The organism is Paraburkholderia sp. 32 (assembly GCF_050435345.1).
Lineage (GTDB): Bacteria > Pseudomonadota > Gammaproteobacteria > Burkholderiales > Burkholderiaceae > Paraburkholderia > Paraburkholderia tuberum.
The window spans coordinates 1,752,755-1,766,067 of record NZ_JBNDKD010000003.1; the positions used below are offsets into that span (position 1 = coordinate 1,752,755).

Consider the following 13,313-nt stretch of genomic DNA (forward strand, 5'->3'; position numbering starts at 1 on the left):
TGGATAGAACTTCGATTCCGTTGCCGCCGTTCAGGCCGACGCGTCGCCGCTTCGTTCGCGGGCCGCCGCGCCGTCCGACGAGGCCGCGCGTTGCGCCGGACGCGGTGCATGACCATACCAGCGCGGATAAAACTGTTTCACCGCCTCGCCGTCGAAACGCAGCGCGTGGCAGCGTCCCAGCTGGAATGGCGGTTTGTCGTTGGAATGCTCGCCTGTGCCGTTGGACGATTCGTCTCCCGAACCCGCGTTCGCGCCCGGCGTGCCGTCATCGGTGTTCCATACGTCGCCGGCGAACGCCTGGATCGCGGCGGTCGGCAGGATCGCGCACAGCTCGGTGAGATGCGTGCAACCGGCCGTGCCGGCCAGCAAACGGGCAGCATCGCGACGGAAGTTGTGGAACAGATTGAGCCCGATGAGGGCACGGTAGGCGGGATTACTGGCTTGGCACAACCCTGGATAGGGGACCCAGTCGGACGACGCCTCGGCGTTGACGACATTGAGCTTGCGATCGATGGTGATGCGAAGCCAGAGTTCATGGATCGGCTGACCATTGGGCCGGACACCCGACGCAAGCGCCACATCGCGTGGCTTTTCGTCGGTCAGGCACGCTTCCACATCCCACAGGCCATCGGCTCGCTCGTAAGCTTCCGCTCTGATTGCGCGACGATGGCGCAACTGACGGGACACTGGCGGGGAGAGCGACATGCGGGAAGGAAAGGCCGGATTGGAAAACTTCTGGAGTTTAGCATAACGGGTATTTGGGACAGCCCCGATTGCGCACGGCCTGGCGCCAGGTTACGGCGCGGTAATTGCCCTACCCGTCGAGACTGGCGTGTTAGTCGCCGTCCCCGATCTCGTCGATACCCTTCAGGATCTTGCCGATCGTCGCGCCGGAGAAGCCGCGCGACGCGAGAAAGCGCGCCTGCTTCGCGCGCTCGGCCGGCGTTTGCGGCAACTGGCCGAACTTCTTGCGCCAGACCGCCTGGGCGCGCGCGAGTTCGGTTTCGCGCAATTGCGCGCTCGCCTCTTCGACGAGCGCCGGGTTGAGCGCGTGTTGCTTCAGTTCGCCGAGAATGCGGCTCGTGCCGAGCCGCGATGCGCGCCGATGGATCAGGCTTTCCGCGAAGCGCGAGTCGGATAGCCAGTTTTCGGCCTGCAGCGCGTCGAGCACCGTGTCGAGCGAATCGGTTTCCTCGACGTAAGGCTTCAGCTTGCGGGCGAGGTCGGCGCGGCTATATTCGCGGCGCGACAGATAGCCGAGCGCGCGCGCTTTCAGCGAACGGGCGGGGCGTTGGGATTTTCTGCTGTCGTCTTTGTCGGACTGGCCCGGCTTCTCTTCGCCGGGTTGGCGACGCGAGCGGGTGTAGGTGACCTCGGAGGGGATTGGGGAATCGAGTCCGGAGGAATCCCGGCTGGACAACGCTGCAGCGGGCGCAGACCGCGTACGCTGCGGGCCGCGGCCCGCGGCGCGGTCATGTGCGTCGAACGGTTCGAACGGTTCGAACGGATCGCCGGACTCAGGCGATCCGTCCGCCACGTCGCGCGGGCCGTCCGGATAGCGTCCGGAGTCGAAACCGGACAGCGGCCGACCTTTGCGTATCACTTGATGCTTACTCTTCTTCGCCCGCGACTTCAGCGTCCGCGCCGGTCACGGCGTTCGCCATCGCGGTAACGCCCAGCGATTCGCGGATACGGTTCTCGATTTCGCGAGCGATATCCGGATTTTCGCGCAGGAATTCACGCGCGTTGTCCTTGCCCTGACCGATCCGCTCGCCGCTGTAGCTGTACCATGCGCCGGCCTTGTCGACGATCTTCGCCTGCACGCCGAGGTCGATGATTTCGCCCTGACGCGAGATGCCCTCGCCGTACAGGATGTCGAAAATCGCTTCACGGAACGGCGGCGCCACCTTGTTCTTGACGACCTTCACGCGGGTTTCGTTGCCGATCACTTCGTCGTTCTTCTTGATCGAGCCGATGCGGCGAATGTCCAGACGCACCGACGCGTAGAACTTCAGCGCATTACCGCCCGTGGTGGTTTCCGGGTTGCCGAACATCACGCCGATCTTCATGCGGATCTGATTGATGAAGATCACGAGGCAGTTCGTGCGCTTGATCGTGCCGGTCAGCTTGCGCAGCGCCTGCGACATCAGACGCGCCTGCAGACCCGGCAGCGAGTCGCCCATTTCGCCTTCGATTTCCGCCTTCGGCACCAGCGCCGCGACCGAGTCGATCACGATCATGTCGATCGAGCCCGAGCGCACCAGCGCGTCGGCGATTTCGAGCGCCTGTTCGCCGGTGTCCGGCTGCGAGACCAGCAGGTCGGCGACGTTCACGCCGAGCTTGCCCGCGTATTGAATGTCCAGTGCGTGTTCCGCGTCGATGAACGCCGCGGTGCCGCCGAGCTTCTGCATTTCGGCGACGACCTGCAGCGTCAGCGTGGTTTTACCGGACGATTCCGGACCGTAGATTTCGACCACCCGGCCACGCGGCAAACCGCCGACGCCCAGTGCAATGTCGAGGCCGAGCGATCCGGTGGAGACCACCTGGATGTCTTCGACTGCCTCACCTGCGCCGAGCCGCATGACCGACCCTTTGCCGAACTGCTTTTCGATCTGCGCGAGCGCGGCGGCGAGAGCCTTGCTCTTTTCAGCAGTCAGTCCAGCCGAGCCTTTCTTGCTTTCTTCCATGAATCGTCCTTTGCTATGATGAACGGCGTCTGAGGCAGGTGTGCACCCGTGGTTCCACTCGAATTGAGCGGAATCTCCAGGACATCACACGAAACGCAGACACTGTATAAAAAAACAGTAGTTTTGGCAAGCGCGATTGTGATGCGAACGCGCATCTTTTACTGTCGCATCGCCCCAACTACCCACAATAATGTTCGGAGACCGCTGCGCGCCGGGGCAACCCCGCGGTGCCGGCAAAGCCAGGCTGGCGCATCATGCGAATTCTGATTGCCGAAGACGACAGCATACTCGCGGATGGTCTGGTTCGATCACTCCGCCAATCGGCCTATGCGGTCGATCACGTGAAAAGCGGCGTAGAAGCCGACACCGCGTTGTCAATGCAAACGTTCGACCTATTGATCCTCGATCTGGGCCTGCCGCGCATGTCCGGGCTCGAGGTGCTGCGCCGCCTGCGCGCGCGCAATTCGAACCTGCCCGTGCTGATCCTGACCGCCGCCGATAGCGTCGACGAACGCGTCAAAGGCCTCGACCTCGGCGCCGACGATTACATGGCCAAGCCCTTCGCGCTGAACGAACTCGAAGCGCGCGTGCGCGCGCTGACACGGCGCGGCGCGGGCGGCGGCCCGACCGTCGTGCGGCATGGCTCGCTGTCGTTCGATCAGGTGGGCCGCATCGCCTACGTCAACGACCAGGCGATCGATCTGTCCGCGCGCGAACTCGGGCTGCTCGAAGTGCTGCTGCAACGGATCGGCCGGCTGGTCTCGAAAGAGCAGCTCGTCGACCATCTATGCGAATGGGGCGAGGAAGTCAGCAACAACGCGATCGAAGTCTACGTGCACCGGCTGCGCAAGAAGATCGAACCGAGCGGCGTGCGCATCATCACCGTGCGCGGGCTCGGCTACTGTCTCGAAAAAGCGGCGCCGCCGGCGAATGCGAGCGCGCCCGCCACCCCGGCCGGCTCCGAGCCGCAGACGGCACAAGCGGCACAATCGTCCACCGCGCCGTCGTCCGCCGCGATGCCGGCGAGCCACCACTACAAATAGAGGCCAGCGATGTCCGCACGCGCTGATCGCGCCACGGCGCACGCTGCGGACCTCGACGAGGCGCGCGACGCGCGCTACGCCAATCCGTTCGCCCCGCCCGACGAAACCGAAGCCGCCGCCGAAGCGCGTCCGCGCTCGCTGTTCGGCGAAATTCTCGACTGGATGCTCGCGCCGCTGCTGCTGCTGTGGCCGATGAGCCTCGCGGTCACCTATCTGGTCGCGAAGTCGATCGCGAACGGGCCGTTCGACCGCGCGCTCGAAACCGACGCCTACGTGCTCGCGCGCCAGATCCATCCGGTCAATGGCGTCGCGGAGCTGTCGCTGCCCGAGTCGACGCGCGATTTCCTGCGTGCCGACAACGTCGACAGCGTGTTCTTTCAGGTGCTCGGCACGCGCGGCGAGCTCGTGGCCGGCGAGCGCGACATGCCGCTGCCGCACGAGGAGGACCGCCCGCCACCGGGCCTCGTCGAATTCCGCGACGACGTGCTGCGCGGCAACGACATCCGCGTCGCCTACACGACCGTCGAGTTTCCGCAGACGCCGGGCGCGCAGGCCGTGCTCGTGCAGGTCGCCGAAACGCTCGACAAGCGCAGCCAGCTCGCCAACGACATTATCAAGGGCGTGATCCTGCCGCAGTTCGTGATCCTGCCGCTCGCGATCCTGCTCGTGTGGTTCGGACTGTCGCGCGGGCTCGAGCCGCTGCATGCGCTGCAGGCGCATATCCGCGCGCGCCGGCCGGACGATCTGTCGCCGCTCGAAGCGCGCCGCGCGCCGCCGGAAATCGAGCCGCTCGTCACGTCGTTCAACGATCTGCTCACGCGCCTCGAACAGAACATGGAGCTACAGAAGCGCTTCATCGCCGACGCCGCGCATCAGATGAAAACGCCGCTGGCCGGACTGCGCACGCAGGCCGAGCTCGCGCTGCGCCAGAACGCGTCGGCCGAGGTTCGTCGCTCGCTCGAACAGATCGCGACGAGCTCCGAGCAGGCCGCGCGGCTCGTCACGCAATTGCTCGCGCTGGCGCGCGCGGAGAACCGTCGGTCGGGGCAGATCTTCACGCCGCTCGAACTCGGCGAACTCGCGCGCAGCGCGGTGCGCGAATGGGTGCAGGCCGCGCTCGCGAAGCAGATGGACATCGGCTACGAAGCGCCCGACGAGCCGGTCGAAGTCGCCGGCAATCCGGTGATGCTGCGTGAAATGCTGTCGAACCTGATCGACAACGCGATCCGCTATACGCCGGCGGGCGGCCGCATCACCGTGCGCGTGCGGCACGACGCCCCCGCGCGGCTCGTGCACCTGGAAGTCGAGGACACCGGGCTCGGCATTCCGGCCAACGAGCGCTCGCGTGTGGTCGAGCGCTTTTACCGGATTCTGGGCCGCGAGGGCGACGGCAGCGGCCTCGGCCTCGCGATCGTGCGCGAGATTGCGGCAATGCACGGCGGCGAGCTCGCCATCGACGACAACGTCTACCAGGAGTCGCCGCGGCTCGCCGGCACACTGGTGCGCGTCAGCTTGCACGTGCTCGAACGGGGCGGGACTTACCCTAACGCGCCTCTATCGTCGGCTTGACGGTCAGCGTTTTTTGAGATATTTCAGCGTGGGTTGCGCGAACATACCAGCACATTCACGGAAATTGAACGCCTATTCGTCGGCTTACCGGACTACCCCCAAGTTCAGGCGCCGAGTCAGAACGCCGTAAGTTTCCACTCCAATAATCGGTTGCACGGGAACGCCTGTGCCGGCGATCCGTGGATATATCAATATTGGAGACGACAATATGGCTACCGTTGGCGGGCAAATCTCGCGCGTGCCGATGACGCGCGATGAGAAGCGGGTGATCTTCGCATCGTCGCTGGGTACGGTTTTCGAGTGGTACGACTTCTATCTGGCCGGCTCGCTTGCGGCCTTCATCAGCAAGAGCTTCTTCTCCGGCGTCAATCCGACCGCGGCGTTCATCTTCACGCTGCTCAGCTTCGCGGCGGGCTTCGCGGTGCGGCCGTTCGGCGCGATCGTATTCGGGCGGCTCGGCGACATGGTCGGGCGCAAGTACACGTTCCTGATCACGATCGTCATCATGGGCCTGTCGACGTTCCTCATCGGCTTCCTGCCGGGCTACGCGGCGATCGGCATTGCTTCGCCGGTGCTCTTCATCGCGATGCGCCTGCTGCAGGGTCTCGCGCTCGGCGGCGAGTATGGCGGCGCCGCGACCTACGTGGCCGAACACGCGCCGGCGAACCGCCGCGGCTTCTACACCGCATGGATCCAGACCACCGCCACGCTCGGTCTGTTTCTGTCGCTGCTCGTGATTCTCGGCATTCGCACGTTCATGGGCGAAGACGCCTTCGGCGCCTGGGGCTGGCGCATTCCGTTCGTCGTGTCGATCCTGCTGCTCGCGGTGTCGGTGTGGATTCGCCTGCAACTGCATGAGTCGCCAGTGTTCGCGCGCATCAAGGCCGAGGGCAAGACCTCGAAGGCGCCGCTTTCCGAAGCGTTCGGCCAATGGAAGAACCTGAAGGTCGTGATTATCGCGCTGCTCGGCCTGACGGCCGGCCAGGCTGTCGTCTGGTACACGGGCCAGTTCTACACGCTGTTCTTCCTCACGCAGACGCTGAGGGTCGACGGCTCGAGCGCCAACATCATGATCGCGCTCGCGCTGCTGATCGGCACGCCGTTCTTCCTGTTCTTCGGCTCGCTGTCGGATCGCATCGGCCGCAAGCCGATCATCATGGCCGGCCTGCTGATCGCCGCACTCACCTACTTCCCGCTGTTCAAGGCGCTCACACACTACACGAACCCGGCGCTCGAAGCGGCAACCGCGAAGTCGCCGATCGTCGTGATCGCCGATCCGGCCGAGTGCTCGTTCCAGTTCAACCCGGTGGGCACTGCGAAGTTCACGAGCTCATGCGACATCGCGAAGGGCGCGCTGTCGCGAGCCGGCCTGAACTACGACAACGTCGCGGCGCCTGCCGGCACGATCGCGCAGATCCGCGTGGGCGATACGGTCGTCAACACGTTCGACGGCCGCGCCGGCGACGCGAAGGAGCAAGCCAAGACGTTCGAGAAGACGCTCGCCGCGACGCTGAAGGCCGCCGGCTACCCGCCGAAGGCCGATCCGGCTCAGATCAACTGGCCGATGAGCATCGTGATCCTGACGATCCTCGTGATCTACGTGACGATGGTCTACGGGCCGATCGCGGCGATGCTGGTCGAGATGTTCCCGACGCGTATCCGTTATACGTCGATGTCGCTGCCGTATCACGTCGGCAATGGCTGGTTCGGCGGCTTCCTGCCGGCCACCGCGTTCGCGATCGTCGCGGCGAAGGGCAACATCTACTCGGGGCTCTGGTATCCGATCATCATCGCGTTGGTCACCTTCGTGATCGGCATGCTGTTCGTGCGCGAAACCAAGGACTCGGATATCTACGCGAAGGATTGAGTGGACCGACAGCCGGAGCCATCTGAAAAAGTTGTGAGCCGGGGGTTGACAGCCTCCGGTGGCCCCAGCATAATCTCGCTTCTTTCGGCGAATTAGCTCAGTCGGTTAGAGCGACGGAATCATAATCCGCAGGTCCGGGGTTCGAGTCCCTGATTCGCCACCAGCTTCAAGAAAAAGCCGCTGTCCCACAAGGACAGCGGCTTTTTTGTTTTGAAACGCTGCCACGAAGCCTGACGACCGATGGGCATCCGAGTTCAGGCAGACGCAGCGACACACCACTCGACGTTGGGGAAATAGCGGCAACAATGCGCGCATTTTCCAGACGGATACCCCGGCTATGCCACGTTAGCTCAGGTCGTGAAGAGATTGAGCCGGTGTCGGGTGAAAGAGCAGCAGCACCACGGTCATCAGACCGAAGGCTGCGCCCGCATAAAAGGTCGTGGCTGCGCCCAGACGTTCCCACAACTGGCCTGCGATAACGCTCGAAACCAGCGTCACGATGCCGCTCAACAGATTGAAGAAACCGAACGCAGTCCCGCGCAGATGCGCAGGTGCCGTGTGCGCGACCATCGTAGCGAGCAGGCCTTGCGTCATCCCCATGTGCAGCCCCCACAGCGCTACGCCTACGACGACTATGCCCCAGTGGGTGCCGTGTGCAAGCACGAGGTCGGCGCCAATCAACACGATCAGACCACCTATCAGCAGCCGCGTATGCCGCATCGTGTCCGCGAGCTTCCCGAACGGATAAGCGGACAGCGCGTAGACGATATTCATTGCCACCATGACGAGCGGAACGAGCGCAATCGGTACGCCGCTGCCCATCGCACGAAGCACCAGAAAAGCCTCGCTGAATCGCGCCAACGCAAAAACGGCGCCTATCCCTACGACCCACCAGTAGTCCAAACCAAGCGCCCTGAGACTCTGCCACCGCACAGGATTGCTTCTTTTGGCGCGAGGCTCGTGCTCAGGCTCCGTGATACCAAACGTCAACAGCGCGACCGCGAGCACACCGGGAATGACGGCAAGCCAGAAGGCAAGCCGAAAATTATCTGCCCATATCAGCATGATGAGAACGGCCAGCAGCGGTCCGAGGAACGCACCGACCGTATCGAGCGACTGGCGCAGGCCGAAGGCCGCGCCACGCAGGTGCTGCGGCGTGACATCCGCGATGAGTGCATCGCGAGGCGCACCGCGAATGCCCTTGCCGACACGGTCAATGACGCGCGCCGTCACCACGACGCCAACCGAGGACGCAATGGCAAAAAGCGGCTTGCTCATTGCGCCGAGCGAATACCCGGCTACGGCGAGCCACTTTCGGTTGCCGAGGTAGTCACTCAGCGTTCCCGAAAACACCTTGACCATCTGGGCCGTGGCCTCCGCGATGCCCTCGATGAGCCCAATCGTGCCGGCGCCGGCGCCAAGGCTTGCCAGCAGAAACATCGGCAGCAGGCTGTGGATGATTTCGGAAGAGATGTCCATGAAAAGACTCACACATCCTAGAACCCACACGCTGCGTGGAATCTGCCGGACGACATTGACTTGCGGTTCGTTTCGCATTCGATAGGGATGGCATCAAATAACACGTTCGAACGGCGCAGACGCATGCGAGCAGCAAGGCAGCCCGCTACGACCGTTGCATCTTGTCTGGCATCGCTGAGTCGGATACCCGTCCTCTCACGCCCGAATCGAGTGCACTCCCTGACACACATCAGTGCACACCTTCCCCGCCCCAGGGCAAAAACTTGCCCTTCGCCGCACAAAGCTAACGACCAACCCGCGGTATGGCCCCTGGCACACTTCCCGCTTTAAAGAGCGCGCAAGGAGCCGGCGCAACCTCCGGTTCGACAGACAATCTGGAAATGGACGGCTAGGGTTCCGGCCTGCTTCACGCAGGTGCTGGTCCGAGAGCTGTCGACCTCAGGCGAGGTTACACGGCGGGACAAAAGCCCGGGAGAGAACGCGATGTTTGCGCTGCTCCCTGCCGTCGCTAACCGTCCCCTCCGAGGTCAACCCATGTTCAAGCTCGTTCGCTGTCTTGGCATTGCCGCCGTCTCCCTCGCCACCTTCGCCTCGAGCCCCACGTTCGCCGCGGGCCGCAACGACTTCAAGGTCTGCTGGACCATCTACGCCGGCTGGATGCCGTGGGGTGAGGCGAAAACCCAAGGCATCGTGTCCAAATGGGCCAGGAAATACGGCATCAATGTCGACGTCGTGCAGCTGAACGACTACGTCGAGTCCATCAATCAGTACACGGCCGGCAAGTTCGATGGCTGCGCGATGACCAACATGGATGCGCTCACGATTCCCGCCTCCGGCGGCGTGGATTCGACGGCCCTGATCGTCAGCGACTATTCGAACGGCAACGACGGCGTGCTGATGAAGGGCAAGGGCAAGCAGATCGCCGACCTGAAGGGCCAACAGGTCAACCTCGTGCAGTTTTCCGTCTCCCACTACCTGCTCGCACGCGCGCTCGAAAGCGCTCACATGAGCGAGCGCGACCTCAAGGTCGTGAACACCTCGGATGCCGACATCTCGGGCGCATTCGCGACCCCTACGGTTCACAACGCGGTCACCTGGAATCCGATGCTCGCCGATCTGAAGGCGCAGCCGAACGTCAGCGAAGTCTTCGACTCCAGCAAGATCCCCGGCGAAATCATGGACATGATGGTTGTCAACACGAAGACGTTGCAGCAGAACCCCGCCCTCGGCAAAGCGCTGACCGGTGCATGGTTCGAAATGGTCGCGCTGATGCACACCGACTCCGCGGCCAGCACGTCCGCGCTGAGCGCGATGGCGAAGGCCTCGGGCACCGATCTCGCCAACTTCAAGGGCCAACTGGCGACGACCGCCCTCTTCTATTCGCCGCAAGCCGCGCTCGACTTCGTCACCAGCGCCGACATGCCGAAGATCATGACGCGCGTCGCGAAGTTCTCTTTCGATCACGGCCTGCTCGGACAGGACGCGAAGAGCGCGGACGCGGTCGGCATGGCGTTCGACAAGGGCGTCGTCGTCGGCAACAAGAACAACGTCAAGCTGCGTTTCGATCCGACCTACGTCGCGATGGCGGCCGCGGGCAAGCTCTGACACGGACCCTCCAGGCACTCGCCGGGGGCTCGCTATCGCGGGCTCGCATCGCAGCTTTCCAACCAGGCGCTCACCATGCGACTCATCAATCGACATCCGAGCCGGATCGGCGGCTTGATGCTGCTTCTGCTGCCGTTCGTCGTGCTGTTAGCGGTCTACTTCACCGGGTCCTCGATGCGACTCTCGCTCAATCCCGATGACAAGCTGCTGCCGAGCGCGGCGCAAATGAGCGACGCGGTGAAGTCGGCCGCCTTCACCGAGGACAAGCGCACCGGCGAGTATCTGTTGTGGACCGACACGCTGTCGAGCTTGCGGCGGCTCGGCATCGGCCTTGTCGTCGGTGCCGTGATCGCACTGATGGCCGCGATCGCGACCGGTTCGTTGCCGCTCGTCAGCGCGACGCTGTCGCCATTCATCACCGTGATCTCAATGGTGCCGCCGCTGGCGGTGCTGCCGGTCCTGTTCATCGTATTCGGGCTCGACGAGTTGTCGAAGGTCGTGCTGATCGTCGTCGGCATCACGCCGGTGATCATTCGCGATCTGCATGCTCGCGCCCGCGAGATTCCGGTCGAGCTATGGGTCAAGGCGCAGACGCTCGGCGCCACCAGCTGGACGCTGATTCTGCGTCTGGTGCTGCCGCAACTGCTGCCGCGTCTGCTGGCGGCGACGCGTCTTTCTCTCGGCGCGGCGTGGCTCTTTCTGATCGCCGCCGAAGCGATCGCGTCGACCGATGGCCTCGGCTACCGCATCTTTCTCGTGCGCCGCTATCTGTCGATGGATCTGATCCTGCCGTACGTCGCGTGGATCACGCTGCTCGCATGGCTCACCGACGAGCTGCTGCGCCGGATCACGCAATGGTGCTTCCCGTGGTACGGAGGCGCGCGATGATCGAAGTCCGCAACGTCTGGAAAGAGTACGGCGACCAGGTCGTGCTCGAGCGTTTGAATCTGACCGTCAAGGAAGGCGAGTTCTGTTCGATGGTCGGCGCGTCCGGCTGCGGCAAGTCGACGTTTCTGCGCCTGCTGCTGGGTCAGGAGCGCGCGACGCGCGGCGAGATCCTGCTGGACGGCAAGCCGCTGCCCGGCGAACCGGACCGGCATCGCGGCGTCGTGTTTCAACGCTACTCGGTGTTCGACCATCTGAGCGTGTTCCGCAACGTGATGCTGGGGCTGGAGCTTCCACAGGCGAAGTTCACCGGCCGGCTATTCGGTGCCCGTCGGCGCGTGGCGCAAGACGAGGCAGCGGCCATGCTCGAGCGCGTCGGGCTGGGCGCTGCGTTGAACAAGTTTCCGCAGCAGCTGTCGGGCGGCATGCAGCAACGCCTCGCGATCGCGCAGGCGCTGATGATGAAGCCTCGCGTGCTGCTGCTCGACGAACCGTTCGGCGCGCTCGACCCCGGCATCCGCAAGGACATGCATGAGCTGCTCTCCGACCTGTGGCGCGAAGCGAAGCTCACGATCTTCATGGTCACGCATGACCTGAAAGAAGGCTTCACGTTGGGAAGCCGCGTGCTGGTTTTCGACAAGGTGCGCGTCGACCCGCAGGCACCGGGCGCCTATGGCGCGCGCATCACCTACAACATTGCGCTCGACCGTAGCCGCGATTCCATGTCCGCCGTGCATATCGCCGAGGCTGCCGTGCGAGGCGCATCGCATATCGAACTGGTCTCCGACTGAAGGGAACTCAGGTATGAACTCAGATACGACCTTATTGCTTGAAGAAACCGTCCCAGGCGGCGGCCATACGTCGCTGATCGTCAAGCGTGGTCGATCGCTGCGCATTACCGACCTGCGCGGCGGTGCGAACGTCAGCGTGATGATGGTCAACGCGACGGAAAAGAGCGAACGGCTCAATCTGCCGGATTCGTTGAAGTGCCAGCACACGGCCAGGCTCACGGTCGGGCACTGCCTGTACTCCGACATGGGCCGCGTGCTTGCCGCAATCGTCGCGGATACCTGTGGCTGGCACGACAGCATCGGTGGAGCTTCGAATGCCGACGAGGTTCGCGAACGATACGGCGCGGGCCGCTACCAGGAGCTGCGCAACGCGTTCTATCGCAACGGCACGGACAACCTGCTCGTCGAAATGGGCAAGTGGGGACTCGGCATCACTGACCTGCTGATGACGCTCAATCTGTTCAGCCGTGTCGATGTCAGCGACGACGGCGTTCTCAGTTTCGTGCCAGGAAACTCAAAAGCCGGCAACTACATCGAGCTCTACGCACCGATGAACACGCTCGTCGTGCTCACCGCGATCCAGCACCCGCTCGACCCGAACCCCGAGTACGCGCCGAGGCCCGTCAAGCTCGAGTTGAGCGACGCGCGGCCCGAGCTCGCCGAAGTTTGCCGCACCGCATGCGAAGAGAACGCACGCGGTTTCATCAACACAGAACGCTTCTTTCTTTGAGCGAAGGCCACGCTTATGACCAGCACGCTTATCGTCAGCGACAAACGTCCGGAAACCGCGGTCTATCGCGAGACACTCGCCGCCGGCGAGCCGTGGCTTCACGAGGTGAAGGCCGGGCAAACGCTGCGCATCGTCGATCTCGAAGGCAACCAGGCGGTCGACACGCTGTTCTACAGCCTCGCCGATCCGCGCGAGCGCTTCGACCCGCAACGCACGTTGCGCCGGCAAAAAAGCCTCTACCTGACGACGGGCTCGGTGCTGTACTCGAACCTCGGCAAGCCGATGCTGACGATCGTCGCCGACACGTGCGGCCGCCACGATACGCTCGGCGGCGCCTGCGCGCAGGAAAGCAACACGGTGCGCTACGCACTGGAGAAGCGCTACATGCACAGCTGCCGCGACAACTTCCTGCGTGCCTGCGCACATGACGGCCGCCTGTCGAAGCAGGACATCGGCGCGAACGTCAACTTCTTCATGAACGTGCCGGTCACGGCCACGGGCGGGCTCAGCTTCGAAGACGGCATTTCCGCGCCGGGCAAATACGTCGAATTGCGCGCGGAGATGGACGTGATCGTACTGATCTCCAACTGCCCGCAGCTGAACAATCCGTGCAACGCCTACAACCCGACGCCCGCGGAGCTGCTGATATGGAATTGA

At 63.7% G+C, this 13,313-nt stretch carries 12 protein-coding genes, 1 tRNA gene and 1 riboswitch; of the genes, 9 read left to right on the plus strand and 4 right to left on the minus strand.

Translation table 11 applies throughout. The features are described from left to right. Positions 1-30: 30 nt before the first annotated feature. The 3 genes from OKW26_RS30795 to recA form a co-directional block, all read right to left on the minus strand. A complete protein-coding gene (locus tag OKW26_RS30795; RefSeq protein ID WP_176078965.1) occupies positions 31-705 on the minus strand; it encodes a DUF2889 domain-containing protein in 675 nt (224 codons plus the stop codon). Between the two features lie 130 nt (positions 706-835). Further along, positions 836-1,603, minus strand: coding sequence for a recombination regulator RecX (gene recX / locus OKW26_RS30800; protein WP_429356108.1), 768 nt, complete (start codon positions 1,601-1,603; stop codon positions 836-838). Between the two features lie 7 nt (positions 1,604-1,610). Further along, positions 1,611-2,687, minus strand: coding sequence for a recombinase RecA (recA, locus tag OKW26_RS30805; protein WP_018421721.1), 1,077 nt, complete (start codon positions 2,685-2,687; stop codon positions 1,611-1,613). A 254-nt stretch (positions 2,688-2,941) separates the two neighbouring features. Here recA and OKW26_RS30810 point away from each other — a divergent pair, with 254 nt between their 5' ends. The 4 genes from OKW26_RS30810 to OKW26_RS30825 all read left to right on the plus strand — a co-directional run bounded on the left by OKW26_RS30810 (position 2,942) and on the right by OKW26_RS30825 (position 7,329). After that, positions 2,942-3,730 carry a response regulator gene (locus OKW26_RS30810; protein WP_429356109.1) on the plus strand — a complete coding sequence of 263 codons (789 nt, stop codon included), beginning with the start codon at positions 2,942-2,944 and terminating at the stop codon, positions 3,728-3,730. A 9-nt stretch (positions 3,731-3,739) separates the two neighbouring features. After that, entirely contained in the window at positions 3,740-5,299 is a 1,560-nt protein-coding gene (locus OKW26_RS30815; RefSeq protein WP_429356110.1) for a sensor histidine kinase N-terminal domain-containing protein, read from the plus strand. A 208-nt stretch (positions 5,300-5,507) separates the two neighbouring features. After that, positions 5,508-7,166 carry an MFS transporter gene (locus tag OKW26_RS30820; protein WP_429356111.1) on the plus strand — a complete coding sequence of 553 codons (1,659 nt, stop codon included), beginning with the start codon at positions 5,508-5,510 and terminating at the stop codon, positions 7,164-7,166. Between the two features lie 86 nt (positions 7,167-7,252). After that, positions 7,253-7,329 (plus strand) — tRNA-Met (locus OKW26_RS30825). 182 nt (positions 7,330-7,511) lie between these two features. On the opposite strand, the gene OKW26_RS30830 is transcribed toward OKW26_RS30825, so the two are convergent. Further along, positions 7,512-8,723, minus strand: a complete 1,212-nt coding sequence (locus tag OKW26_RS30830; RefSeq protein WP_429356112.1) for an MFS transporter — start codon at positions 8,721-8,723, stop codon at positions 7,512-7,514. 299 nt (positions 8,724-9,022) lie between these two features. Then, positions 9,023-9,122: riboswitch (guanidine-I (ykkC/yxkD leader) on the plus strand. Between the two features lie 57 nt (positions 9,123-9,179). Between OKW26_RS30830 and OKW26_RS30835 the strand changes: the two genes are divergently transcribed. From OKW26_RS30835 to OKW26_RS30855, 5 genes are all read left to right on the plus strand, one after another. Further along, a complete protein-coding gene (locus tag OKW26_RS30835) occupies positions 9,180-10,250 on the plus strand; it encodes a putative urea ABC transporter substrate-binding protein (protein WP_429356113.1) in 1,071 nt (356 codons plus the stop codon). 75 nt (positions 10,251-10,325) lie between these two features. After that, complete coding sequence (locus tag OKW26_RS30840) at positions 10,326-11,138, plus strand: ABC transporter permease (RefSeq protein WP_429356114.1); 813 nt, start codon at positions 10,326-10,328, stop codon at positions 11,136-11,138. Then, positions 11,135-11,926 carry an ABC transporter ATP-binding protein gene (locus tag OKW26_RS30845; RefSeq protein WP_429356115.1) on the plus strand — a complete coding sequence of 264 codons (792 nt, stop codon included), beginning with the start codon at positions 11,135-11,137 and terminating at the stop codon, positions 11,924-11,926. The genes OKW26_RS30840 and OKW26_RS30845 overlap by 4 nt, the downstream gene beginning before the upstream one ends. A 13-nt stretch (positions 11,927-11,939) precedes the next feature. After that, complete coding sequence (locus OKW26_RS30850) at positions 11,940-12,656, plus strand: urea amidolyase associated protein UAAP1 (protein WP_429356116.1); 717 nt, start codon at positions 11,940-11,942, stop codon at positions 12,654-12,656. A gap of 15 nt (positions 12,657-12,671) precedes the next feature. Next, entirely contained in the window at positions 12,672-13,313 is a 642-nt protein-coding gene (locus OKW26_RS30855) for an urea amidolyase associated protein UAAP2 (protein ID WP_184022979.1), read from the plus strand.